Below are 25,032 nucleotides of genomic sequence, written 5' to 3'. Positions count from 1 at the left end.
CAGATTGAACTTCCACTGCCGATCGGGATGAATGTCCCGCGGACCGGACAGTGGAAACGGGTACTGAACCGGTACTGCCGCAACCCTAGCTACTCTGAATGCTTCGCAGGAAAAACCTTTGATTTCTACAGCTAACATCACGATGCAGTTCGGCGCCAAGCCGCTCTTCGAAAACGTTTCGGTCAAGTTCAACGGTGGCAACCGTTACGGCCTGATCGGCGCCAACGGTTGCGGCAAGTCGACCTTCATGAAAATCCTCGGCGGTGACCTGGAGCCGTCCGGCGGCCAGGTCATGCTGGAGCCGAACGTGCGTCTGGGTAAATTGCGCCAGGATCAGTTCGCCTACGAAGAATTCACCGTGATCGACACCGTGATCATGGGTCACGAAGAGCTGTGGAAGGTCAAGGCCGAGCGCGACCGCATCTATTCGCTGCCGGAAATGAGCGAAGAAGACGGCATGGCCGTGGCCGAGCTGGAAACCGAATTCGCTGAAATGGACGGCTACACCGCCGAATCCCGCGCCGGTGAGTTGCTGCTGGGCCTGGGTATTCCCCTGGAACAGCATTTCGGTCCGATGTCCGAAGTCGCTCCGGGCTGGAAGCTGCGCGTATTGCTGGCCCAGGCGCTGTTCTCCGACCCGGAAGTGCTGTTGCTCGACGAACCGACCAACCACCTGGACATCAACACCATTCGCTGGCTGGAATCGATTCTCACCGTGCGTAACAGCACCATGATCATCATTTCCCACGACCGTCACTTCCTCAACAGCGTCTGCACCCACATGGCCGACCTGGACTATGGCGAGCTGCGCCTGTTCCCGGGCAACTACGACGAATACATGACCGCGGCGACCCAGTCCCGCGAGCAACTGCTGTCGGACAACGCCAAGAAGAAAGCCCAGATCGCCGAACTGCAAACGTTCGTCAGCCGCTTCTCGGCCAACGCCTCGAAAGCCAAGCAGGCCACTTCCCGCGCCAAGCAGATCGACAAGATCCAGCTGGCCGAAGTCAAGCCATCGAGCCGCGTGAGCCCGTTCATTCGCTTCGAACAGACCAAGAAACTGCACCGCCAGGCCGTGACCATCGAGCAGATGTCCAAGGGCTTCGACGGCAAGACCTTGTTCAAGAACTTCAGCTTCACCGTCGAAGCCGGCGAGCGCGTGGCGATCATCGGCCCGAACGGTATCGGCAAGACCACCCTGCTGCGTACCTTGATGGGCGAGCTGACCCCGGACGCCGGTTCCGTGAAGTGGACCGAAAGTGCGGAGCTGGGCTACTACGCCCAGGACCACGCCCATGACTTCGAAGACGATGTCAGCCTGTTCGACTGGATGGGCCAGTGGACCCAGGGCGAGCAGATCATTCGTGGCACCCTGGGCCGCATGCTGTTCTCCAACGACGAGATCCTCAAGTCGGTCAAGGTCATTTCCGGTGGTGAGCAAGGCCGCATGCTGTTCGGCAAGCTGATCCTGCAAAAGCCGAACGTACTGGTGATGGACGAACCGACCAACCACCTGGACATGGAATCCATCGAGGCGCTGAACCTGGCGCTGGAAAACTACCCGGGCACGCTGATCTTCGTCAGCCACGACCGTGAGTTCGTATCGTCCCTGGCCACCCGCATCATCGAGTTGAGCCCGAACGGCGTGACCGACTTTAGCGGCACCTATGACGACTACCTGCGTAGCCAGGGTGTGGTGTTCTAAGGGCAGCTATTGGTTTCAAGCCGCAAGCTGCAAGTTGAAAGCCCTGTCCATGTGACGGGGCTTTTTGTGTTTCATGGCCAGGATTTTGTTGGGTACCGAATCCTTCGCGAGCAAGCCCGCTCCCACATTTGGAATGCATTTCCCCTGTGGGAGCGGGCTTGCTCGCGAAGAGGCCCTCGATACCAGCAATAATTAGTTAGCCTGCTTCCTTTTATCAATGTCCCGCGCCATGATGCAGTTCTCCCACCGCCGCCCGCGAACGAGCCCTCATGTCTGTGCAGCAAGTGCCCCCGCAAAGCTCCATGGCGATCACCCTGCAGATCGTCTCCATCGTGTTCTATACCTTTATTGCCTTCCTCTGCATCGGTTTGCCGATTGCGGTATTGCCGGGTTATGTCCACGAGCAATTGGGGTTCAGCGCCATCGTGGCCGGGCTGACCATCGGCTCGCAATACCTCGCCACCCTGCTCAGCCGCCCCATGGCCGGGCGCATGTCGGACAGCGTTGGCACCAAGCGGGCGATCATCTATGGCTTGTCCGGGATTGTGCTCAGTGGCCTGCTGACGCTGCTGTCGACCCTGTTGCAAGGCATGCCATTGCTCAGCCTGCTGATCCTGATCGCCGGACGCTTGTTGCTGGGCATTGCCCAAGGCTTGATCGGTGTCGGCACCATCAGTTGGTGCATGGGTCAGGTGGGCGCCGAGCACACCGCGCGGTCGATTTCCTGGAACGGCATCGCCTCCTATGGTGCGATTGCCATTGGTGCACCGCTGGGCGTGGTCATGGTGCAACAACTCGGTTTCGCCAGCCTGGGCATCGCCCTGTCGCTGCTGGCCCTGGCTGCGCTATTGCTGATTCGCAACAAGCCCTCGGTGCCGGTAATACGCGGTGAACGCTTGCCGTTTTGGGCGGTGTTCGGGCGCATTGCGCCGTTTGGCGCGAGCCTGAGCCTCGCCTCCATCGGCTACGGTACCCTGACGACTTTTATCACCCTGTATTACGTCAATCGCGGCTGGACCGGTGCCGCCTATTGCCTGACCGTGTTCGGGGTCTGTTTCATTCTGTCGCGGCTGCTGTTCATTTCCGCCATCAGCCGATTCGGCGGGTTCACCTGCGCCATTGCCTGCATGTGCATCGAGACGGCGGGCCTGGTGCTGCTGTGGCTGGCCCCGTCGACCGGGTACGCGCTGATTGGCGCCGGCCTGACCGGCTTCGGCCTGTCGCTGGTGTACCCGGCGCTGGGTGTCGAGGCCATCAAACAGGTGCCCAATTCCAGCCGGGGCGCGGGACTAAGTGCCTATGCGGTGTTTTTCGACCTGGCGCTGGCGATCGCCGGCCCCTTGATGGGCGCGATCGCATTGAACATGGGGTATTCGTGGATTTTCTTCAGTGCCGCGTTGTTGTCGGTGATCGGCCTGGGACTGACCCTGCTATTGAAACACCGCGCCATGGCTTGAACCTCTGTAGGAGCTGCCGCAGGCTGCGATCTTTTGACTTTAGGATCAAAAGATCGCAGCCTTCGGCAGCTCCTACAAAGAAATCTATTGATCAGCCGTCTGCATCCCGGCCCGGGTCGCCCTGCCCAAGGTGCGCGAGAAGAAACTTCCGGCTTCAGAGATCAGATTGCGGTGAATGTCTTGCCGATCGACGCCATCGGCATCGGTACACAGCGCGGGCATGATCGCGATCTGCTCGTCATTGCACGGCGCCATGAAGACGAAGTGCCCTGCTCCCGCCAGTAACTTGAAGTCAGGCGCCGTCGGCAACTTGCGCGCCAGTGCCGCGGCATTCTTGTCCACCGCCACCAGCTTGTCGCCATCGCCGCTGTAAAGCAGCACCGGCACGTGCACATCAGCCAGGGTGTGGCGACCGAACTTCAGGCTCAACGGCGCCATCAGCATCAAGGCGTGCACGCGTGGGTCCGCCACCGGTTGCAGGTCGTCGCGGTCGACAATCAATTCACCCTGAGTGTTGCAGGCGTCGCGGTCGTCCGGACGTTCCTGGCAATAACGGCGCAGGCGATCCAGGTCCGGCGTGGCGCCGGACAGAATCAATGCGGTCTCGCCCCCGGCCGAATAACCAATGACGCCAACCTGATCGGCGTTGACGAAGGGGGACAACATGCGGTCGCCCAGGGTGGCCGTGATGGCTTCGGAAATCTGGATCGGTCGGCCGTACAGGTTACTCAAAGTACCGAGGCGGCTGTGGTCCGTGGAGTTGTCACCGGGGTGGATCACCGCCACCACGACGAAACCTTTGCGTGCCAGCGAGGTGGCGAGGTCGTGCAAGGCCAAGGGGGTTCCGGTGTTACCGTGGGACAGCATCAGCATCGGGAACCGGCCAATGGCGACCTTGGTGTCCTCCCCGGCTTCGACGGTATAACCCTCGAGTTTGCTGGTGTGCTCCCAATCACTGGAAGGATAGAAGGCGATGGCACGCATCGGCTGCAGGTCCAGTGGGTCGAGAAACGTCATCTCATGGAAGCCGACGCTCCAGTGCGGATGCGGTGCAGGCGCGGCGTGCACTGTATTCAGGCTGCTGAGCAGGCAAATCAGTAAAGTTGCACAAAGACGCACCATGAGATGCCCACCTTGTTACCGGACTTGAGACGTACACCCCGAACTGCATAAGTCGGGCCACCCCCCCGAAACGACCAGAAACAAAAAACTCCGTAGCTGGTACTTGCGTAGCCAGAATACAGAGTTTTTTGGGCTTTACCTGAACGGTTGCGAACTTTTACACAGGCCTTACGCAGCGGCGAACAACTGCTCGCTGATTTGCGCGTGAGCAGCGCTCATGGCTTTGCTGCGGACGTCGTCACCGTAAGCCAGGCCTTCGGCGCGGACGATTTCGATGTCGGTGATACCGATGAAACCGAACAGCAACTTCAAATATTCTTCGTGGGCAACTCCGGTTGCCTGACCGGCGTGCATGCCGCCGGAAGTCGAAACGATCACCACTTTCTTGCCGCCGCACAGGCCTTCAGGGCCGGCTTCGGTGTAGCGGAAGGTCTGGCCGGCGACGGCGATGCGATCGATCCAGGCCTTCAACTGAGTCGGGATGGTGAAGTTGTACATCGGTGCGGCAATCACCACGGCATCGGCGGCCAGGAATTCGGCCAGGGTCGAGGCGCTCAGTTCGGCTTCGTGCTGTTGTGCGGCGTTTCGCAGTTCAGCGGTGGTGCCGGCGGCGACCAGGGTAGTGGAAGAGAAATGGCTGATGGCATCAGCGGCCAGGTCGCGGTAGGTCACTACGGCGGTTGGCTCGGCGGCTTGCCAGGCCTTTACGACTTCACCGCTCAACTGACGGGAAGCGGAGTTGTCGCCCAGGATGCTCGAATCGATATGCAGCAGTTTCATGTGGGATCTCCAAGTGAGGATCGCCCACAAGGGCGATCTGATGGGACTAATCCTACAGACGAAACCAATAGCTGATTAGTCGGCAACAATGCGATAGTTCGTCCCACAGATAGAACAATCGGATGCACATCATGCAAGACCTCAACGACCTGTATTACTTCGCCAAAGTCGTGGAAGCCGGCGGATTCGCGGCAGCCGGACGCTTGCTGGGCATCCCCAAGTCCCGACTGTCGCGGCGCATCGCCGAACTGGAAGAACGCCTGGGTGCACGTTTGCTGCAACGCACCACGCGACAGCTGAAACTGACCGCTGTGGGTGAACGCTACCTCAGGCACTGCCAGGCGATGCTGCTGGAAGCGGAAATGGCCGACGAGGCCGTGGCCAGCATGTCCAGTGAACCCCGCGGGCGTTTGCGGGTGTCCTGCCCGGTCGGGTTGGCCCACGAAATATTACCGGGGGTGATCAGCGACTTTCTCGAACGCTTTCCGCAAGTCCAGCTGGAGGTCATGCTGCTCAACCGCCGGGTTGACCTGGTGAACGAAGGCATTGACGTTGCCCTGCGTGTGCGGGAGCTAGGCGATGAAGACCCGCTGCTGGTCACCCGCCGCCTGCGTCAGGCGCAGATGGTGATGGTCGCCAGCCCCGGTTTCCTCAAAGGTCGTGAGATCAATCACCCCGAAGATCTGAAAAGCCTGCCGGTGCTCGGCGCACTGGAAGCCGACCGCATGGTGCACATCCGCCTGCTGGATCAAAACGGCAAGAGTTGTGAACTTGCGCTCGAGGCCCGGCTGGGCATCGATGACTTTATCGTGCGCAAGGCCAGCACCCTCTCTGGCATCGGCTTTACGATGCTGCCCATGATGTATTGCGAACAGGAGCTGGAAAACGGCTCGCTGGTGCAGCTGTTGCCCGAGTGGTCCCTGCCCGGTGGCTGGCTGCAGGCGGTCTATCCTCATCGACGCGGGGTAATGCCGGCGGTACGCGCCTGGATTGACCACCTGGTCGAATCCTTCAATGCCTGTGGGGAACGATTGTTATGAAAGCTGGACGGATGAGCGAAGAGGACGTCGCGAAGTTCTGCCTCGCCCTGCCCGGTGCACGGGAAGATTATAAATGGGGAGGCGTGCGGGTGTTTTCGATTGCCGGGAACAAGATGTTCGCCTTGCAGGGCCTGAGGGGTGATTCCCTGGCCTTCAAGGTCGACAAGGATCTGTTTCTCGGCCATTGCGACCGTCCCGGGATTCATCCCGCGCCTTATCTGGCGCGCGCCCAGTGGATCATCATGCAAACGCCCTACCCGCTCGGTGGCGAAGAACTACAGGGATTGCTGCAGCGTTCCCACCAGTTGGTGGTGAGCAAACTGCCCAAGCGCACTCAAGTCGGACTGTTGCTGTAGGGCGTTGTTTATCGGGTCAAGGCGAACAAATGTGCGCCGAGAAACAGGCGATCGATCCAGAACACTTGGTGCAACAGCACTATGATCCAGAACACCAACTGGTACGAGACTTTGCGGGTTTTATGGCGAAACGCCTGCTGAGCCAGCAATGCACCGGGCCAGCCGCCGGCGAGCTCCAGCGCATGCAGGACGTTCTCCGGCGTACGCCATTGCTCGGCGCGTGCCTTGCGCTTGTCGCTCCAGTACAGGAAAAACGTCACGACGCTGACGATGCCGTAGGCCGCGAGGGGAATCAGCGACACCCCGTGCAGCCATAACGACAGCGAACCCGACAGCGGCAACGCGCACAGGACTGCAAACACCAGCCACTTCAACCGTGAATGGCGGAACTGTCCCCCGGACGGGCGTCCGGGGGTGTTGCGCGAGCGCGAGTCACTCACGGCTTGGCCGCGCTCCAGTCGACCCAGCCGAACTGCCAGGTCGCCAGGATGATCAGGCCGAACACAATGCGATACCAGGCAAACGCTGCATAGCTGTGGTTGGCGATGAACTTGAGCAGCCCGCGGACCGCAATCATCGCAAAAATGAATGCCGTGACGAAGCCGATGGCGAACACCGGGAAATCCGCCGGGACAAACAGTTCACGGTACTTGTAGCCCGAGTACACCGCTGCGCCGACCATGGTGGGCATCGCCAGGAAGAACGAGAACTCGGTAGCGGTCTTGCGCGACAGGCCGAACAGCAAACCGCCGATGATCGTCGAGCCCGAACGCGAAGTGCCCGGAATCATCGCCAGGCATTGGGCGAAGCCGACTTTCAAGGCATCTTTCCAGGTGATGTCATCCACGGATTCGGCGTGTACTTCATGCTGGCGGCGCTCGGCCCACAACATGACGATCCCGCCCACGACCAGCGCCGTTGCCACGGTGATGGGATTAAACAGGTAATGGTGAATCAGGTCGGCGAAGATCACGCCCAACACCACGGCCGGCAAGAACGCGATCAACAGGTTCGCGGTAAACCGCCGGGCGCCCGGCTGGGTTGGCAGACCGATGACCACGTCGAAGATCTTGCGTCGAAACTCCCACACCACCGCCAGGATGGCACCCAGTTGAATAATGATGTTGAACGCCATCGCCCGTTCGCCCCCGAAGCCGAGCAAGTCGGCCACGATGATCTGGTGGCCGGTACTGGAAATGGGCAGGAACTCGGTAAGTCCTTCTACAACCCCAAGAATCAATGCCTGAAAGGCGGTCCAAAGATCCATCAATCCCCCAAAAGGCTTTGCACGCCGGCATGCCCCGTTAATATTTTTTCAAATGCTTTTTGCGATCAGCCTGGCTGAGGTCTCCCGCGCATCAAGGATCACCACAGAACCGTTAAAATCCTGTGAAAAAACCACCTTGAATCAGCTTTACCCGTGCGGGGGGGCGAAATCCTATCAGACAAGTCCGATCGGCGGTTACAATCCGCCTCTCTTCGATTTCCCCAAGGTATCTCCATGTCCGGGCTTGAACTGTTTGCCGCCGCCCTCGGTGTCATTGCCGTCTGGCTGACGGTCAAACAGAACCCCTGGTGCTGGCCTATCGGCCTGGTCATGGTGCTGCTCTACAGTTGGATCTTTTTTGAGGTGAAACTGTATTCCGACATGCTGCTGCAAGTCGTGTATGCCGCCTTGCAGCTTTACGGCTGGTGGCAGTGGACACGGGTTGGCGACACGACCCATGGTCGCGAAGTCAGTCGCCTCGACGCTCGAACCGTGGTGTTGAGCCTGGCCATTGGTGCCGTCGGCAGTCTGTCGCTGGGAGCGGCCATGGCCCACTGGACCGACGCTGCACAGCCCTGGCTTGATGCGGCACTGACCGGGTTCAGCCTGGTGGCGCAGGTCTGGATGGCGCAAAAACGTGTCCAGTGCTGGCCGTTGTGGATCGCTTTGGATGTGATATTCGTCGGATTGTTCGTCTATAAGGACCTGTACCTGACCGCCACCCTGTACGGGTTGTTCGCCGTCATCGCCGTACAGGGCTGGCGCGAATGGCGTGCCGACCCGGCATTGCGCGCATGAAAGTCCTGGTCCTCACAGGCCCTGAATCCAGCGGTAAAAGCTGGTTGGCAGCCGAGTTGCAACAGCGTTTCGGCGGAATGCTGGTTGACGAGTACGTGCGCTGGTTCATCGAGCAGAATCCGCGGGACACCACGTTGGCCGACATTACGCCCATCGCCCGCGGTCAATTGGCATGGGAAGACCAGGCGCGGGCGCAACAGCCACCTTTGCTCATCCTCGACACGCACCTGCTGAGCAATATCCTCTGGAGCCAGACCCTGTTTGACGATTGCCCCGCCTGGATTGAACAAACGCTACTGGCCCGGCATTACGATTTGCACCTGCTGCTGTCACCGGAGCACGTCGAGTGGACGGATGACGGCCAGCGTTGCCAGCCCCGATTGAGTGAGCGCCAGGCATTTTTCGAGCAGACCCTGGCCTGGCTTGAACGCCACGCACAACCGGTTCAAGTGCTGCACGGAGATTGGGCAGAACGCCGAACCCAGGCACTGAACGCCGTGACCCGATTGCTCGGCGCCTGACCGGCGTTTGGGGCATTTTCCCCATCCTCCCCCTGCTGTGGGGGGGGAGTGTCCGATCCTGAAACAACCTCCCTGCCTGAAACTACCCGTTTCAACACCCCTCATCGTTTGCCCACAGGATGTGTTAAGACATTGTTACAACAGCGCTAGAACCCTTGTTCCAGAGGGATTGGTCGGCAATTACGGGCTGCCTGCGCAGGGATTCGTCTCACCCTTGGTACACCCTCGACATAGGGTTCCCGAACCAAGTCTGTAAACCATTGAATCAACTCGATATTCAAAAGGCGGCACAGCTTTCGCTCTATTCCTCACACAGCTGACCGGGGCCAGCTTACAAATGAAGGAATGAATGTCGTGGAGATATTCAAAAAAAAAGGCTTGATGTGCCTCCTGCTGATCGCGAGCGCTGCGGGCACTGTTCTCAGTTTGAACGTTCAAGCCGAAGGCAACGGTGTCATCGTGCTTGACCGTACCGTTCACCCAACGCTCATCGGTCGCAGCGGCGGCAGGGATCCGAACCCGGCCACCATCAGCGCCAACCCTTCTGCCCGCGTCACCGGCGAACTCAGCGACGCCGACATCGCCGGGGTAACCACCGGAACGGCCCCTCATAACAGCTTCGGGCAAAACCCGGGCGGCATGCACGGCCTGAATGTCATCACCAACCCCAACGGTTTGCCCGGCATGTCCGTCGGCCACGGTGGCGGCAGCGGCGCCGCCATTTCCGGAACCATCAACCGCGCCATGAGCAGCGGCCTCAGCCCACTGAGCAGAATCACGGGGGGGCAATGAGATGGATCGTTCCCTTTTTTTAACTGCCCTTTTACCTGCCCGGATACCTGCCCTGTTACTTGCCCTGCTCGGCGGCACCAGCGTGATGGCCGATTCGGGCGTCAGTTCGGTGAACAACGCCACCCTCCTGGATTCCGGTACCCAATACCGAGGCAACTTCAGCGTCAACCAGGCGGCGGGTGATCAACAGCAGCAGGCCAACGTCCGCGCGATCGCCATTGGCACCGAAACCGGGGCGACCACCAGCGTCAGGCAGAGCATCACCACGCCGGCCAATCCGTCGATGGATGCGACGGCCAATATCGGTGGCACCTCTTTCAGTAATGGCAACGGCGTACTGGGCGTCAACCAGAGTGCCGGGGCGAACAACCAGATGGCCAACGCCCTGCGCATCAGCATCGGCGCTGCACCGCAAGCCATCGACGACAGTGCTCTTTCTCAACAGAACGTGGCGTTGCTACCGAGCTCGGGAGCAACTGGCACCCCAATCGGCAGTCGCCAGGTCGTGACAAGCGACCAGGCCTTTACCGGCAGCCGGGGCGTGATCCAGGTGAACCAGAGTGCCGGGGTGGGGAACCGAATGGCTAACACCCTGAGTATCCGGGTCTCTGACTGACCCCGATACAGTGCGAATGGGGAAGTATCAACACTTGACCAACTAATGAGCACGGAGAATCACCATGAACCCGACAACTGCTCTCAAACCACTGGCTTTCGCCCTGGCAGCAGTGATGGCATTCGCAGCCCAGGCAGCCGGTGTTGATGATCCCGAAGGCAATGGACAAGGCAGCAACCAACAGCCTAATGGCCCGTCGCTGGAACAGATTCTGCAGATTACCGCAGGTGCCGGGGCCGCCGTGCTGGACACGCAGGAAAGCAGTGACAGCAGAGTAGTGAACCGGGGCACCCAAAACGACGCCAAAATCGATAACTCCCTGAACACCTCCAACGGCAACATGGGCGCCAACGTTGCAGCCGGTAACGGCAACCAGCAAGACAACGCCGCCGCCCTTGCCACGGCTGACGAAGCCTTCATCTTCGGCAGCGCGGTCGCCGTCTCCAGCGCGACTCAGAGGAACACCGGCAACACCGCCAGGAACCGCTCCAACACCAACAACACAACGCTCAATAACGCGGGCAACAGCGGTTCCGGCAACATCGGCATCAACGTGACCACCGGCGACTTCAACCAACAGAAAAACAACCTGGCAATTGCCGTTTCCGGCGGCCGTGTAGCGGTAGCCGCGGCGGCGGCCAACCAAAGCACGTCCGGGCTGAACGTCACCAACAACGCCAGGACTGAATTCGTACCCGTGGGTGTACTCGGTCTGTCCGGCATAACCACTCAACAAGTGATGACGCCAGAAGGCTGGAGACCTCCTGTAACCAACAATGCTTCGATCACGAGTTCGATGAACAACTTCTCCGGCAACGGCGGAGCCAACGTATCGTCCGGCGTCGGCAACCAGCAAAGCAACTCGCTGTCCATCGCCGCAGGCTGTAAATCATGCCCATAATCGCGACCGCCATGAAAGCCCCGGCGACGGCGCTTTTCCTTGGTTTGAAGGCGTATCGTCCATGCGTAAGACGGCCCTTTTCGTTCTGCTGTGCCTGTCTGGCCTGACCCAGGCTGCACAGATGCCGGTTGCCGCCCTGCCGGGCGGCGTGCTGGTGTACAAGCACGTACAAAGTTTGCGTGAGCGCAAGTTCAGCGACATCGTCGAACAGAAAACCGATTTCAGCTGCGGCGCCGCCGCGCTGGCAACGATCCTGCGCCAGGCCTATTGGCTCGACGTCGATGAGGAGTACATCATCAAAGGCATGCTGGACTTCGCCGACCAGGATCTGGTCCGTACCCAGGGTTTTTCCATGCTGGACATGAAGCGCTACATAGAAAGCATCGGCATGCGCGCCCGGGGTTACAAGATCCCGCCTGAACGACTCGATGCCGTGACGATTCCGGTGGTAGTACTGATGGAAACTCGTGGCTACAAGCACTTCGTGGTGTTGCAGCGGGCGGACAAGAACTGGGTCTACATCGGCGACCCGGTGCTCGGTCACAAACGCTACTCCCATGATGACTTTGTCAAAGGCTGGAATGGCATTGTCTTCGCTATCATCGGTCCCGGTTACGACAAGACCAATGCGTTACGCAGTCCACCGGAACCGCTGACTGCCAAGAACAAGATGGATAATTTCAACCCGGTCAAAGATGCTGAATTGATGGAATTTGGTTTCATACAGAGCGACTTCTTCTAATCGCCAATAAGATGACAGGGGGCAGGATGCTCCGGGAGCAGCAAATGAAAACCTCGTATTGGGTGGTCACTGCCTGTCTGGCAGCGACCACTTCAGGTTTTGCTGATGAGTTCAGACCCATCGAAATCAAGGACCAGGAACTGGCCGAGTTGCGTGGCCGGTATGTGATGCCGGGGCGGATCATCAGCTTCGGTGTTGTCATGAGCAGTACCTGGCGCAACGCCAGTGGTGATCTGATCGGGGCAACCACCTCGATGCGTCTTCAAGCCGCAACGGTCAAGCCCGAGTTCTACGTATCAACCATCAAACACAGCGGTAAAGGCGGTTCGCCCAACTCGGGCACCGGTCGTGTAACGGGTGGCGCCGGACTGAGCACCTCTCAGGGCATTACCCAGGTCACACGGGCTGCAGGCGATGGCAACCGCTCAAACAACAAGATCGCCATCAACGTCAAAGAGGCCAGTACGGCCCCTGCGCCGGTGCCTAGCCGGGGCCAGGCGCTGATAGCCGGTCAAACCATCACCGGCAGCAATGCTGCAGGGAGTGTCGCCGTGTCCGCGACCGGCGGCGGTGTTCAGCTGGCCATTACCGCCAACAACAACCAGGGCTCAAGCCTGCAACAAGTCGCCCAGGGCGGATTACTTCAAGACACCCGGTTGCTGGGCAGCAGCAATGTGGTCAACAACATGACTCGACTCAACGTCGTGCTCGACAATAAAAGCCCGAGTGCTGGTGCATTGGGCTACAACCTGAACCAACTCACTGCATTACGAACCTTGGGGTATTGAACTACGCTGAATCACGACCATTGGGCACAAATGGACGGCTTTTTCATGTACCGATCGGTATCACTGCGTACAGTTATATGCTTGTGTACTCTACTCCCGGTGGCGTTGGTGCAGGCAGCACCTGACCCGGAACTGGAGGCTCTCAAACGAGAGCTTCTGGAGTTGAAACAACGATACGAAGTCCAGCAAAAAGCTCTGGCGGTTCTCGAACAACGGGTCCGCCAGGTCGAAGAACAGCCCGCTCCCCCCCCTCCCAAACGCCTGGCCAAGTCACCAGCGGACTTGAAGGGCAATCCAAACGTCGCCACCGGCACCGGTGCCGCGGCGGCTTCAGGGGGGGCCGCCGGAGGCAGCGGCAGTTCGTATGGACAATCGCTGGCCGAAGACTCACAACCGGCGCAAAGCGTTTCAAACCTGTATGACGAGGCCAGCGGGTTCTTCGGCGGTGGCAAGTTCAGCGTCGAAACCGGGATAACCTACTCCAGGTACGATACCCGCCAACTGGTCCTCAACGGTTTTCTCGCCCTGGACTCGATCTTTCTCGGTGCCATCAACCTGGACCGGATCAAGGCTGACACCTGGACGCTGGACCTCACCGGCCGCTACAACTTCAACAATCGCTGGCAGTTCGACCTGAACGTGCCGGTGGTCTACCGCCAGTCCACGTACCAGTCCGGTGGCGGCAATAGCGGTGCCGCCAACGTCACGACCGAAGACACCGTCAAGGAAGACCCGGCCATTGGTGACGTCAACTTCGGTATCGCCTACAAATTCCTCGACGAGTCGGCCAACACGCCGGATGCCGTGTTGACCTTGCGCGTCAAGGCTCCCACCGGCAAAGACCCGTTCGGCATCAAGCTGGTTCGGGTGGACGCCAATTCCAACCTGGCCGTGCCTGAGTCCTTGCCTACCGGTAACGGCGTCTGGTCGATTACGCCGGGGATCTCTCTGGTCAAGACCTTCGATCCGGCAGTGCTGTTCGGCAGCCTGTCGTACACGCACAACCTGGAAGAATCCTTCGACGACATCAGCTCCAACCCGGCGCTCAAGACGCCGGGCAAAGTACGCATTGGTGACAGTTTCCAGATTGGCGCCGGTATTGCGTTCGCCTTGAACGAAAAGATGAGCATGTCGTTCTCGGTCTCCGACCTGGTGCAACGCAAAAGCCAGCTCAAGGAAGATGGCGGGGATTGGCAGTCGGTGGTGTCCAGCGATGCCAACGCCGGTTACTTCAACATCGGCATGACCATTGCGGCCACCGACCGCCTGACCATCGTACCCAACCTGTCCATTGGCATGACGGACGACGCCCCGGACTTCCAGTTCAGCCTGAAATTCCCTTACTACTTCTGACCAGGCTCTTCACGCAATCCAGGAAAACTGTAGGAGCCAGATTGCTGGCGATGGACTCGAATGCGCCGCGTTCATCCAGGTCACACGCGTAATCGTTAACGACCATCGCAGGCAAGCCAGCTCCCACAGGGGGCCATGCCCACGTTGAAACTGCAGGAGCCAGCCTGCTGGCGATGGACTCAAGCGCGCCGCGCCAGCAACTTCCATTGCAGCGGTCTTTTTGTTTGAAGCAGGAGTTCAACGAATCTGATGCTTGTGCAACAACCGGTAGAAAGTCGGGCGCGACACGCCCAATACTTTGGCGGCGACACTCAGGTTATCGCTGTGACGGTTCAATACATCGCACAACGCCTGGCGTTCGGCCCGGGTCTTGTATTCTTCGAGGGTGCCCATCGGCGCGGCAATTGCGTGTTGACTGATCAACCCCAGGTCGCGGGCCTCGATCTGCCGGCCTTCGGCCAATACCAGTCCGCGACGAACGCGATTGGCCAGTTCACGCACATTGCCTGGCCAGTCGTGTTTGCCCATGGCAATCAAGGCGTCTTCGCTGAAACTGCGGGGGCGACGTCCGGTTTCACGGCTGTAGAAATGGGAAAAGTGATTGGCCAGCATCGCTAAGTCGCCATGGCGCTCGCGCAGCGGAACGGTCAGCACTTGCAGTACGTTCAGGCGGTAATACAAGTCTTCGCGAAAGCGTTTCTTCGCGATAGCGGCTTCAAGGTCGACATTCGTCGCCGCCAGCACCCGCACATCGACCGGAATCGGCTGACTGCCGCCCACCCGCTCGATGTGCTTTTCCTGGAGGAACCGCAGCAGATTGGCCTGCAACTCCAGCGGCAGGTCACCGATCTCGTCGAGAAACAGGGTGCCACCGTTAGCGGCTTCTATTCGTCCGACCTTGCGTTGATGTGCGCCGGTAAACGCGCCTTTCTCATGACCGAACAACTCGGACTGGATCAAGTGTTCGGGAATCGCACCACAATTGATCGCGATGAAGGGTTTGCTGTGACGCTGGGACAGGCGATGCAGGGTTCGTGCGACCAATTCCTTGCCCGTGCCGCTTTCACCGCGAATCAATACCGGAGATTCGGTCGGGGCCAGTTTACTCAACAGTTTTCGCAGTTCACGCACAGGTTTACTGTCGCCGAGCAATTCGTGCTCGGACTGGTCAACATGCACCGTACCCTGCCCACGCAACCGCACCATGCCAAATGCCCGGCCCAGCGTTACCTGAACCCTGGACACATCGAATGGCAAGGTATGAAAGTCAAAAAACCATTCACAGACAAAGTCGCCGACATTTTTCAGTCGCAGCACTTCCTGGTTGAGTACGGCTATCCACTCTGCGCCACTGCGGCTGATCAACTCCTTGACCGGCTCCGGGTGCTCAAGGTGATACGGCTGCAGGCGTATCAAGCCCACGTCACAGGTTCGCTCAGCGGCGTGCTCCAGCGTGCAGCTGTCAACCTCCCAACCGATTTCGCGCAGTCCAGGGAGCAGACGATAGCAATCGTCACAGGGGTCCACCACTAATAGACGTCGTGAAGCTGGCACATCGCTCATGACTGTTCCTTGGCGCCAAAATTTTAGAAAATTTATTAAAAACAATCATTTGGCAGACCTGGCTGTAACGTTAGCAAGAACTTGACAGCCCCTTGTACCGTTTGACTATAGGACTGCAATAAATGCAGTTATAAGAAGCGCCTTTGATAGTTACCTAACGACTCTTTCCTTTCATTCAGCTTTCAATGCCGGACTCATTCTTGAGCCTATGAAATAAAGTCGAAATTTCTTTTGATTGTGTGTGACCCGGACCCCGGTTGCGGGCATCAGTACAAGTAACCAGCCGAACGGTAAGCCCAACCGACGGCACATCACTTGATTGGGCATACAGAGAGAAGATCCTATGAACGCCCCGCTCCGTATCAACGAAGCACTTCTGATTGCCGACCGCGCATTCAAACCATTCAAATGCGTGGCCTGGGCTCCACAAGACGGTAATGGCGAACTCAGCCTGACCGTTATCGATCGCACCAGCACCAGCATTGGCCGCAAGCAGATCCCAAGCAGTGCTTATTCCGATCCCGCACAACTCGAACAGCTGCTGGAACAGGCTCGCGCCGAATTGAGCGAGGAAGGTTACACACTGCAGTCGTGGTCGATGCCGCACTGATCGTTTTGCGGATTACTCCGGGGTAATCCGCGCCCTCCCCCCGCCTTTAGTTGGGCTGATGGTTCTCGACCATACGCACTCATTGCCCCGTTAGTTTGAACTTTTGTGTGCCTGATACTTTGCAGGCTTGCCATTGGTTCGAAAAGACACTGTTGTGGCACACAGCGACTCTCCGTCTGTTAGTTCATACCGTTGTGCATCTCCCCATTCAGGGATTGAATGTTCTCCTTATAAAGTCGCCACCCAAACTTCTGGATAAGGACGACTCGCAAGGAGATGCGGTTCATGCCAATCCAGTCCGCCATTGCCCGCCCCGCCATCCGGAACACTGCCGGCGCTCTCGATACGACGTTTGCAGGCAACGGTAAAACCCAGGTGTATTTCGCCGACAGCCTTTGCAGCATGGCCAACGACGTCGCAATCGATGCCCGAGGCCGTGTGCTGGTGGCGGCAAAGGTCGCCATGGCCGAGGGCAGCCGCTTTGGCCTGGCCCGCTTGCTGGAGGATGGTTCGGCAGACCTTGCGTTCGGCAGGCAAGGCAGCGTCATCGGGCAATTCGAACCCGGATTCGAAGCCATGGGCGCCAGGGTTCTGGTCATGCCCGACGGCAATATCCTGTTGGCCGGCCTGCAATACGATAACGCACACCGCACGCTCCCGGGTCTGGCACTGTTCGATCAAGAGGGGCGCCTGGTTCGAAGCTTTGGCGATAATGGCCGCCGCGTCGTGCGATTGCCTGGTGGTCTGTCACTCGGTATGCGCGATATCTGGCTGCCTCCCGGCGTGCCGGGCGCTGAAGCCTGCGATGTGGGCGTACAGCGAGACGGCCGGATCCTGATCCTGGCCAACCATCACTTCGAACAGGCCGATCACGTGGGCCTGTTGATACGACTGGATGTCGAAGGCTCGCTGGACTGCTCGTTCAATGGCCGTGGCTTTGTGGTGGTCCGGCACCTGCTGATGAATACCTGGCTCAGCAGCCTGACGGTACAAGGTGACGGCCGGGTTATGGTGGGTGGGTCGATCAACTTTCCTGAAGAAGGCTTGCTGGCGCGCTACCACGCCGACGGCCGCCTCGACGACAGTTTTGCCGTGGATGGATTCCTGACGTTCAAGGCGCGTGGGCATGGCGCCCGGGTCAGTCAGGTGGTCCAGCAAATCAACGGCGACGTCTTGTGTTTTGGCAGCAGTCGCGAACCGATGCACTGCCTGACATTCAAGATGCACAGCAACGGCCGCCCCGACAACCACTGCAACGGCGGCCAGCCGCAGCGTCTGGTAATTGGCCACAACGGCTGCCAGTGGAATACCGCGCAGTTACTGCCCGATGGCGGTGTGCTGACGGCGGGCGCAACCATCGGCGGCATCGAAGCAGACTTCATTGTCGGGCGATACCTGCCCAGCGGCCTTCCCGATCGCCGTTTCGGCAAAGGCAGCGGCTATACACGAACTCGCCTGGGCCCGAGCCTGGATACCGCCACCTGTGTCGCGGCGCAGGCCGACGGAAACATCGTCGTCGGCGGCTATTCACTGCATGGAAACTACAAGGCGGTCATCGTTCGCTATCACGGGTAGGCGCGTGCATTTTTCCTGCGCTTGATCTTCTCACCCGCTTGCGGCAACTTGCGCGCTTCTTAAAACAAGGAGCAGCCGATGTCCGGTTCAATGGCCCAGGCGTTCGCGCACAACTTTCTCGGGCATTCGCCCCGTTGGTACAAGGCCTGCATCGTCGGCTTTCTGATTCTCAATGCCCTGGTAATGTGGACCGCAGGCCCGGTGGCGGCCGGCTGGCTGCTGGTGCTGGAGTTCATTTTCACCCTGGCCATGGCGCTCAAGTGTTATCCGCTGATGCCCGGCGGCCTGTTGCTGGTCGAAGCCCTGCTACTGAAGATGACCACGCCCCAGGCGCTGTATGACGAGTTGCTGCACAACTTCCCGGTGATCCTGCTGCTGATGTTCATGGTGGCCGGTATCTACTTCATGAAGGACTTGCTGCTGTATCTGTTCTCGCGCCTGCTGTTGGGGGTTCGCTCAAAGGCCGCGCTGGCCCTGATGTTCTGCTTTTTGTCGGCCTTCCTTTCGGCGTTCCTCGATGCCTTGACCGTGACCGCCGTGATCATCAGTGCCGCCGTAGGCTTTTACTCGGTGTATCACCGCGTCGCCTCGGGTAACGACCCACGCCAGGACAGCGAGTACAGCGACGACAAACATCTGCCGACCCTGCATCAGGGCGATCTCGAACAGTTCCGCGCCTTTTTGCGCAGCCTGCTGATGCACGGTGCCGTAGGCACCGCACTGGGCGGTGTGTGTACGCTGGTCGGCGAGCCGCAGAACCTGCTGATCGGCCATGAAATGGGTTGGCATTTCTACGAATTCTTCACCAAGGTTGCACCGGTATCCCTGCCGGTACTGGTTGCAGGCCTGGTGACATGCGTCCTGCTGGAAAAGCTGCGCTGGTTCGGATACGGCACGCTGCTGCCGGATAACGTCCGTGCAGTGCTGGCCAACTACGCCGCCGAAGACAATGCCGAGCGCACCGCCCGCCAACGTGCCGCGCTTGTGGTACAAGGCGCTGCCGCATTGATTCTGATCGCCGGGCTGGCGTTTCACATCGCCGAAGTGGGCTTGATCGGCTTGATGGTGATCGTGTTGATCACCGCGTTTACCGGCATCACCGACGAACACCGCCTCGGCACCGCGTTCAAGGACGCCATGCCGTTTACCGCCTTGTTGGTGGTGTTTTTCGCCGTGGTCGCGGTGATTCACGACCAGCAATTGTTCTCGCCGTTGATCCAATGGGTACTCGCACTGCCGGCGGACCAACAACCGGGCATGCTGTTCATTGCCAACGGCCTGCTGTCAGCCATCAGTGACAATGTGTTCGTCGCGACTATTTACATCACCGAAGTGAAGCGCGCATTCATGGCGGGTGAGATGACCCGCGAACATTTCGAGACACTGGCCATTGCGATCAACACCGGCACCAACCTGCCGAGCGTGGCGACGCCCAACGGCCAGGCAGCGTTCCTGTTCTTGCTGACCTCGGCGATTGCACCGCTGGTGCGTCTGTCTTACGGGCGGATGGTCTGGATGGCGTTGCCGTACACCGTGGTCATGGGCTTGCTCGGGTGGTATGCGGTGAGCTACTGGCTGTAATCCCCCGCCCCTGTGGGAGCGATCTTGCTCGCGATGGCGTCGGCACATTCACATCCAAGTGTCTGACAGACCGCTTTCGCGAGCAAGCTCGCTCCCACATTACCCGAGTCGGTGCCAGACGCGACCGTCACGGGTGAGCAATTCTTCGCCGGCCTTCGGGCCGTTTTCCCCGGCGGCATAGCTCTGCACGCTGGCGTCCTGCTGCCAGGCATCGAGGAACGGCTGTACGGCGCGCCAGCCGTTTTCGATGTTGTCGGCGCGCTGGAACAACGTCTGATCGCCGGTCAGGCAATCGTAGATCAGGGTTTCGTAGCCCGTGGACGGCTGCATCTCGAAGAAATCCTTGTAGGCAAACCCCAGTTCGATGTTGTCCATTTTCAGGGCCTGACCGGGACGTTTGGCCAACAGGTCGAACCACATGCCTTCGTTCGGCTGGATCTGAATGCGCAAATATGTCGGCTGCAGCTCATCGACCTCGGTGTCGCGAAACTGCGCATAGGGCGCAGGCTTGAAACAGATGACGATCTCGGTGTCACGCACGCTCATGCGCTTGCCGGTGCGCAGGTAGAACGGCACCCCGACCCAGCGCCAGTTATCGATCATGACCTTGAGGGCCACATAGGTTTCGGTATTGCTGTCGGGCGCGACCTTGTCTTCCTGGCGATAGCCCGGCAGCACCTTGCCGTCGATTTCACCCGCGGCGTACTGGCCGCGCACCGAGTTGGCGCGGGCCTCCTCGACTGTCCAGGGCCTGATCGCGCCGACGACCTTGGCCTTCTCGCCGCGCACCGCATCGGCGCCAAACGCGGCGGGCGGCTCCATCGCCACCATCGCCAGCAACTGGAACAGGTGATTGGGCACCATGTCCCGCAGCGCGCCCGTGTGCTCATAAAAACTGCCACGGGTTTCCACGCCGACGGTTTCAGCGGCGGTGATCTGCACGTGGTCGATGTAGTGATTGTTCCAGAACGCTTCGAACAGACTGTTGGAGAACCGGCTGACCAGAATGTTCTGTACGGTCTCTTTGCCCAGATAGTGATCGATCCGGTAGATCTGCTTTTCCGTCATCACCTTGAGCAGGCAGGCATTCAAGGCCTCGGCCGTTTGCAGGTCGGAGCCGAAGGGTTTTTCGATCACCACCCTTCTGAAGGCCTCGGGGGTTTCTTCCAGCAAGCCGGCGGCACCGAGTCGGCGCGCCACCTCACTGAAGAAACGCGGCGCGGTGGCCAGATAGAACACCGCATTGCCGGTTCCGCTGTCGGCGATTTTCGCCGCCAGCGCTTGATAAGTGCTGTCGTCCAGGAAATCGCCCTGGACGTAGCTGATGCCTTTGGCAAGTCTGGACCAGACCGCTGGATCAAGGGTGTGATCGCCCTTGCCAGCCATCTCGTTGCGAATGAAGTCTTCGAGCTTTTGCGCAAAACCTTCATCGCTGATGGCGTTGTGGTCAACGCCAATGATCCGCAGTCCATCCCCGAGCAGCCCGTTGCGCTTGAGGTTATACAGCGCCGGCACCAACAGACGCTTGACCAGGTCGCCATGGGCGCCAAACAGAAACAGCGTCGTCGCGGGTGCAGGCTCAGCCTTGGATTTCCTGCGGATCACGTGGGTCATTTTTTCGAGGTCTCCACATGGCCGCCGAAGCCGAAGCGCTGGGCCGAGAGAATCTTGTCGCCAAAGGTGCCCTGGCCGCGCGAGCGATAGCGGGAAAACAGCGAGTTCGACAGCACCGGCACCGGCACCGCTTGCTCCATCGCCGCTTCGATGGTCCAGCGACCTTCACCGCTGTCGGCCACCGACCCGGAGAAACCGTCGAGCTTCGGATCACTGGCCAGGGCGTCGGCCGTCAGGTCGAGCAACCATGAGGACACCACGCTGCCACGACGCCAGACTTCGGCGATGTCGGCGACGTTCAGATCGAAACGCTGGTCGGCTGGCAAGCTCTCGCTGTTTTTGGTTTGCAGAATGTCGAAGCCTTCGGCGAAGGCCTGCATCATTCCGTATTCGATGCCGTTGTGGATCATCTTCACGAAATGCCCGGCGCCAGCTGGACCTGCGTGAATGTAGCCACGCTCGGCACGATCGTCGTCGGACTTGCGGTCCTTGGTACGCGGGATGTCGCCCATGCCCGGGGCCAGGGTTGCGAACAGCGGGTCGAGACGCGTAACGGTCGCGGCATCGCCGCCGATCATCATGCAGTAGCCACGCTCCAGGCCCCAGACGCCGCCGGATGTACCGACGTCGATGTAATGCAGGCCTTTTTCCGACAGGGTCCTGGCCCGACGGATATCGTCCTTATAGAAGGTGTTGCCGCCGTCGATGATGGTGTCGCCAGCTTCGAGCAAGGTGCTCAGGGTGTCGATGGTCTCTTCGGTCGGCGCGCCTGCCGGCAGCATGACCCACACCGCACGCGGCCTGGCCAGGCCAGCGACCAGCGCAGGAAGATCCGTGACGCCGGTGGAACCCTCAGCGGACAGGGCTTCGACAAAGGCGGTATTGCGGTCGTAAACAACGGTGGTGTGCCCGTTGAGCATCAGGCGCCGCGCAATATTGCCGCCCATGCGGCCCAGTCCAATAATCCCGAGTTGCATGTGCTGATGCTCCCTACTACAAATAAAAAGTGTGTCAAAGGTTATAGCCCAACGCGACTCATGAGGTTAGTCCAGAGCGTTGGCGTGAAGTTTCCGGGCATTGTGCCCGATCCTGATGGATAACGTCGGGAATCAAGCCGAAGACACAACGACAATGAAAAATAAAAAAGTTCCCTTCCGGAGCAAAAGAAATCAAAATCGGCGCCGATAGTAGATCAGCCGTTGATTTCGACGCGGCTCTACAGTTGAGACACGCCATTTGCGAGGTGAGCAATGGGCACAGTACATACCGCACTGCCAGCACAAACCCTTTACGTCACTATCCGTCGCGATGAATTGCGTCAGTTGAAGGACGAACGCGATCAATTGAAACAGGAACTGGCGCAGTTGCGACTGCTGCTGCAAACGGGTCAGACGCAGCCCCTGGCTGCGGTGCAACGCGCCCCACTCGCCTGATTCCCCCGTCTCAAGCGGGAGCGGTCTGCACTGCTTCCGCACCGGCTCGCGCCCTGCCATCTGCGGCAACTCACGAAATTTTCACAATTACCCCACGATAATTACTCGTTTCAGGCCGCCCGGTTCCGCGCGGCCCTCGTTCGTCGTCCGCGATTTCCAAGTCCCGGCGGTGGTAGTGAATTCTCGGCTGGAGCGCTGAATGTCTTTGTTCGAACGCAGCAAAACGACTGCGGCAGGTTTTGATTGGGCCGGATTCGTCTGGCTGTTTGTATTCTTCTGGTACTTTTCCGGCATTACCCAACTGTTGATCCAGCTGACGGGCACCTCCGGGTTTTCCGGATTCCGCCAGGCCTTCGTCATGAGCGCGATCTGGCTGGCACCGATGCTGCTGTTCCCCAAACAGACCCGTGTCATGGCCGCCGTGATCGGCATCGTGCTGTGGGCGTGTTCCATGGCGAGCCTGGGCTACTTCTTCATTTATCAGCAGGAATTTTCCCAGAGCGTCATCTTCATCATGTTCGAGTCGAACGTGGCTGAAGCCGGCGAATACATGACCCAGTACTTTGCCTGGTGGATGATCCCGGCGTTCCTGGCCCACACAGCATTTGCCTATTTCCTGTGGACTCGCCTGCGCCCGGTGTACCTGCCCCGTGGCAAGGCCATCGTGGCGGCGCTGGGCATTGTCGTGGCAGTGGTCGGTTATCCGCTGATCAAGCAAACCTTGCGCACCGGCAGTTTCGCCGAAGGCTTCGACAAGTTCGAAACCCGCATCGAGCCGGCGGTGCCATGGCAGATGGCCGTGGCCTATCACCGTTACCTGGAAACCCTGGCCGGCATGCAGGACATGCTCAACAGCGCCAGCAGGATTGCGCCGCTGCACAACCTCAAGGACGCCATGGCCAACACGCCTGCGACCCTGGTGCTGGTGATCGGCGAGTCCACCAACCGTCAGCGCATGAGCCTGTACGGTTACCCGCGGCAAACCACGCCGGAACTGGACAAGCTCAAGGATCAACTGGACGTTTTCGACAACGTCATCACCCCGCGCCCCTACACCATTGAAGCGCTGCAACAGGTCCTGACCTTCGCCGACGAAGAAAACCCGGACCTGTACCTGTCGACGCCATCGCTGGTCAGCATGATGAAACAGGCCGGTTACAAAACCTTCTGGATCACCAACCAGCAGACCATGACCAAGCGCAACACCATGCTCACGACCTTCTCCGAACAGGCCGACGAGCAGGTGTACCTGAACAACAACCGCAACCAGAACGCCGCGCAGTACGACGGCGACGTGATCGAGCCGTTCAACAAGGCCCTGGCCGACGGGGCACCGCGCAAACTCATCGTCGTGCATCTGCTCGGCACGCACATGAGCTACCAGTACCGCTACCCGTCGACCTTCGACAAGTTCCAGGACCGCAATGGCGTACCGGCCGGCGTACGTGACGATCAGGTGCCGACGTACAACAGCTATGACAATGCCGTGCTGTACAACGATTTCGTGGTCTCCAGCCTGATCAAGGACTACGCCAAAACCGATCCGAACGGCTTCCTGCTGTACCTCTCCGACCATGGTGAAGACGTGTTCGATTCCGCGGGTCACAACACCCTGGGGCGTAACGAGAACAAGCCCACAGCACCGATGTACACCATTCCGTTCATGGCCTGGGCTTCGCCGAAATGGCGGGCAAGCCATGACTGGAACCTCACCGGCGATCTGTCGCGTCCTTACAGCAGCTCGCACCTGATCCACACCTGGGCCGATCTGGCAGGCCTGAGCTTCGACGAACTCGATCGCAGCAAGAGTGTGGTCAGCGACAGTTTCAAGGCCCGGCCATTGATGATCGGCAACCCCTATGAGCGTGAGCAGCGCGCGTTGATCGACTTCAGCCTGATGAAGCCGAAAACGTCACCCGCGGTCGTTAAGCAGTAATCCTTTCAGGGGCCGATTGCGGCCCCTTTTTCATGGGGCGGCCAGCGGTGAAGTTAATTCCCATTTAAGCGAATCGGCGGATAATGCCATTTCGACACTGCTTCATTGATTCATGGACGAAAGGCATCCGACAACTTTAGTGGGAGGCATACCATGAAACGCACCGCCGTGATCCTCGCCGGCCTGATGGCGCTGGGTTCGACCAGCGCATTCGCCGAAGGTGGAGCCGAACGCATGCGCTATTACTTCGAAAGTCTGCGACTGGCCCAGCAAGAAGCCCTCGGCCATCCGATCCAGAGCACCGAACTACGGGTGCCTGACGATCAAACCGCACAAATGACTGAAACCTACAGACCGAAATGATCCTCTGACTGCGGCTCTACAGTCGCAGAAGACCGTTTGGGCGTCCTGATGGACGCCCTTTTTTGGGCTCTACACACATTTCCGGGACACTGACACTGTAATTAAATGGACTCGCCCAA

25 protein-coding genes are annotated in these 25,032 nt (G+C 59.3%); 18 read left to right on the top strand and 7 right to left on the bottom strand.

Annotation, left to right across the window (positions count from 1 at the left end):
• The first annotated feature begins 118 nt into the window (after nucleotides 1-118).
• Complete coding sequence (locus KSS91_RS13710) at nucleotides 119-1,705, top strand: ABC-F family ATPase (RefSeq protein WP_033044478.1); 1,587 nt, start codon at nucleotides 119-121, stop codon at nucleotides 1,703-1,705.
• Between the two features lie 269 nt (nucleotides 1,706-1,974).
• The gene (locus tag KSS91_RS13705; protein WP_217838322.1) at nucleotides 1,975-3,162 is read left to right on the top strand and encodes an MFS transporter; all 1,188 of its coding nucleotides are present in this window, start codon (nucleotides 1,975-1,977) and stop codon (nucleotides 3,160-3,162) included.
• A gap of 84 nt (nucleotides 3,163-3,246) precedes the next feature.
• On the opposite strand, the gene KSS91_RS13700 is transcribed toward KSS91_RS13705, so the two are convergent.
• The gene (locus tag KSS91_RS13700; protein WP_217838321.1) at nucleotides 3,247-4,284 is read right to left on the bottom strand and encodes an alpha/beta hydrolase family protein; all 1,038 of its coding nucleotides are present in this window, start codon (nucleotides 4,282-4,284) and stop codon (nucleotides 3,247-3,249) included.
• Between the two features lie 168 nt (nucleotides 4,285-4,452).
• Nucleotides 4,453-5,064: an FMN-dependent NADH-azoreductase gene (locus tag KSS91_RS13695; protein ID WP_015095007.1), complete on the bottom strand. Its 612-nt coding sequence runs from the start codon at nucleotides 5,062-5,064 to the stop codon at nucleotides 4,453-4,455.
• A gap of 131 nt (nucleotides 5,065-5,195) precedes the next feature.
• On the opposite strand from KSS91_RS13695, the gene KSS91_RS13690 reads away from it, so the two are divergent.
• Nucleotides 5,196-6,104: a LysR substrate-binding domain-containing protein gene (locus KSS91_RS13690; RefSeq protein WP_217838407.1), complete on the top strand. Its 909-nt coding sequence runs from the start codon at nucleotides 5,196-5,198 to the stop codon at nucleotides 6,102-6,104.
• The gene (locus KSS91_RS13685; protein ID WP_217838320.1) at nucleotides 6,101-6,460 is read left to right on the top strand and encodes an MmcQ/YjbR family DNA-binding protein; all 360 of its coding nucleotides are present in this window, start codon (nucleotides 6,101-6,103) and stop codon (nucleotides 6,458-6,460) included. The genes KSS91_RS13690 and KSS91_RS13685 overlap by 4 nt, the downstream gene beginning before the upstream one ends.
• A gap of 8 nt (nucleotides 6,461-6,468) precedes the next feature.
• Here KSS91_RS13685 and KSS91_RS13680 read toward each other — a convergent pair whose 3' ends face one another.
• Both KSS91_RS13680 and KSS91_RS13675 read right to left on the bottom strand, forming a co-directional pair.
• The gene (locus tag KSS91_RS13680; RefSeq protein ID WP_217838319.1) at nucleotides 6,469-6,900 is read right to left on the bottom strand and encodes a DUF1294 domain-containing protein; all 432 of its coding nucleotides are present in this window, start codon (nucleotides 6,898-6,900) and stop codon (nucleotides 6,469-6,471) included.
• On the bottom strand, nucleotides 6,897-7,727 hold the full coding sequence (locus KSS91_RS13675; protein WP_217838318.1) for an undecaprenyl-diphosphate phosphatase: 831 nt from the start codon (nucleotides 7,725-7,727) through the stop codon (nucleotides 6,897-6,899). The genes KSS91_RS13680 and KSS91_RS13675 overlap by 4 nt, the downstream gene beginning before the upstream one ends.
• Nucleotides 7,728-7,961: 234 nt before the next feature.
• On the opposite strand from KSS91_RS13675, the gene pnuC reads away from it, so the two are divergent.
• The 8 genes from pnuC (at nucleotide 7,962) to fapF (ending at nucleotide 14,238) form a co-directional block, all read left to right on the top strand.
• Nucleotides 7,962-8,525, top strand: a complete 564-nt coding sequence (gene pnuC / locus KSS91_RS13670) for a nicotinamide riboside transporter PnuC (protein ID WP_217838317.1) — start codon at nucleotides 7,962-7,964, stop codon at nucleotides 8,523-8,525.
• A complete protein-coding gene (locus KSS91_RS13665) occupies nucleotides 8,522-9,046 on the top strand; it encodes an AAA family ATPase (RefSeq protein ID WP_217838316.1) in 525 nt (174 codons plus the stop codon). The genes pnuC and KSS91_RS13665 overlap by 4 nt, the downstream gene beginning before the upstream one ends.
• A 354-nt stretch (nucleotides 9,047-9,400) precedes the next feature.
• A complete protein-coding gene (gene fapA, locus KSS91_RS13660; RefSeq protein ID WP_496197741.1) occupies nucleotides 9,401-9,838 on the top strand; it encodes a functional amyloid chaperone FapA in 438 nt (145 codons plus the stop codon).
• Nucleotide 9,839: 1 nt separating this feature from the next.
• The gene (gene fapB, locus KSS91_RS13655) at nucleotides 9,840-10,454 is read left to right on the top strand and encodes a fibril amyloid subunit FapB (protein ID WP_217838314.1); all 615 of its coding nucleotides are present in this window, start codon (nucleotides 9,840-9,842) and stop codon (nucleotides 10,452-10,454) included.
• A 64-nt stretch (nucleotides 10,455-10,518) separates the two neighbouring features.
• On the top strand, nucleotides 10,519-11,355 hold the full coding sequence (gene fapC / locus KSS91_RS13650) for an amyloid-like fimbrin subunit FapC (protein WP_217838313.1): 837 nt from the start codon (nucleotides 10,519-10,521) through the stop codon (nucleotides 11,353-11,355).
• A 61-nt stretch (nucleotides 11,356-11,416) separates the two neighbouring features.
• Nucleotides 11,417-12,097, top strand: coding sequence for a fibril amyloid maturation endopeptidase FapD (gene fapD, locus KSS91_RS13645; protein WP_217838312.1), 681 nt, complete (start codon nucleotides 11,417-11,419; stop codon nucleotides 12,095-12,097).
• A 26-nt stretch (nucleotides 12,098-12,123) separates the two neighbouring features.
• Complete coding sequence (gene fapE / locus KSS91_RS13640; RefSeq protein ID WP_217838311.1) at nucleotides 12,124-12,885, top strand: fibril amyloid subunit FapE; 762 nt, start codon at nucleotides 12,124-12,126, stop codon at nucleotides 12,883-12,885.
• 45 nt (nucleotides 12,886-12,930) lie between these two features.
• Nucleotides 12,931-14,238 carry a fibril amyloid transporter FapF gene (gene fapF / locus KSS91_RS13635; RefSeq protein WP_217838310.1) on the top strand — a complete coding sequence of 436 codons (1,308 nt, stop codon included), beginning with the start codon at nucleotides 12,931-12,933 and terminating at the stop codon, nucleotides 14,236-14,238.
• 237 nt (nucleotides 14,239-14,475) lie between these two features.
• Here the strand turns inward: fapF and KSS91_RS13630 are convergent, their stop codons facing one another.
• Nucleotides 14,476-15,801, bottom strand: coding sequence for a sigma-54 dependent transcriptional regulator (locus KSS91_RS13630; RefSeq protein WP_217838309.1), 1,326 nt, complete (start codon nucleotides 15,799-15,801; stop codon nucleotides 14,476-14,478).
• Nucleotides 15,802-16,144: 343 nt separating this feature from the next.
• Here KSS91_RS13630 and KSS91_RS13625 point away from each other — a divergent pair, with 343 nt between their 5' ends.
• From KSS91_RS13625 to nhaB, 3 genes are all read left to right on the top strand, one after another.
• Nucleotides 16,145-16,411, top strand: coding sequence for a hypothetical protein (locus KSS91_RS13625; RefSeq protein ID WP_217838308.1), 267 nt, complete (start codon nucleotides 16,145-16,147; stop codon nucleotides 16,409-16,411).
• A 285-nt stretch (nucleotides 16,412-16,696) separates the two neighbouring features.
• Complete coding sequence (locus KSS91_RS13620) at nucleotides 16,697-17,986, top strand: NHL repeat-containing protein (protein WP_217838307.1); 1,290 nt, start codon at nucleotides 16,697-16,699, stop codon at nucleotides 17,984-17,986.
• Nucleotides 17,987-18,064: 78 nt separating this feature from the next.
• Nucleotides 18,065-19,567, top strand: a complete 1,503-nt coding sequence (gene nhaB, locus KSS91_RS13615) for a sodium/proton antiporter NhaB (RefSeq protein ID WP_217838306.1) — start codon at nucleotides 18,065-18,067, stop codon at nucleotides 19,565-19,567.
• A gap of 99 nt (nucleotides 19,568-19,666) precedes the next feature.
• Here the strand turns inward: nhaB and zwf are convergent, their stop codons facing one another.
• Both zwf and gnd read right to left on the bottom strand, forming a co-directional pair.
• On the bottom strand, nucleotides 19,667-21,181 hold the full coding sequence (gene zwf / locus KSS91_RS13610) for a glucose-6-phosphate dehydrogenase (protein WP_102673777.1): 1,515 nt from the start codon (nucleotides 21,179-21,181) through the stop codon (nucleotides 19,667-19,669).
• A complete protein-coding gene (gene gnd / locus KSS91_RS13605) occupies nucleotides 21,178-22,158 on the bottom strand; it encodes a phosphogluconate dehydrogenase (NAD(+)-dependent, decarboxylating) (protein WP_217838305.1) in 981 nt (326 codons plus the stop codon). The genes zwf and gnd overlap by 4 nt, the downstream gene beginning before the upstream one ends.
• 273 nt (nucleotides 22,159-22,431) lie before the next feature.
• Here gnd and KSS91_RS13600 point away from each other — a divergent pair, with 273 nt between their 5' ends.
• The 3 genes from KSS91_RS13600 (at nucleotide 22,432) to KSS91_RS13590 (ending at nucleotide 24,913) form a co-directional block, all read left to right on the top strand.
• Nucleotides 22,432-22,614, top strand: coding sequence for a DUF6026 family protein (locus tag KSS91_RS13600; RefSeq protein WP_007970071.1), 183 nt, complete (start codon nucleotides 22,432-22,434; stop codon nucleotides 22,612-22,614).
• Nucleotides 22,615-22,813: 199 nt separating this feature from the next.
• On the top strand, nucleotides 22,814-24,550 hold the full coding sequence (locus KSS91_RS13595) for a phosphoethanolamine transferase CptA (protein ID WP_217838304.1): 1,737 nt from the start codon (nucleotides 22,814-22,816) through the stop codon (nucleotides 24,548-24,550).
• Between the two features lie 153 nt (nucleotides 24,551-24,703).
• A complete protein-coding gene (locus KSS91_RS13590; RefSeq protein WP_015094988.1) occupies nucleotides 24,704-24,913 on the top strand; it encodes a hypothetical protein in 210 nt (69 codons plus the stop codon).
• The last annotated feature ends 119 nt before the right edge of the window (nucleotides 24,914-25,032 follow it).

Origin of the sequence: Pseudomonas azerbaijanorientalis (genome assembly GCF_019139795.1) — a bacterium.
Taxonomy (GTDB): domain Bacteria; phylum Pseudomonadota; class Gammaproteobacteria; order Pseudomonadales; family Pseudomonadaceae; genus Aquipseudomonas; species Aquipseudomonas laurylsulfatiphila.
Note: the sequence above shows the minus strand (reverse complement) of the source record. Positions and strands in the feature narration are given on the sequence as shown.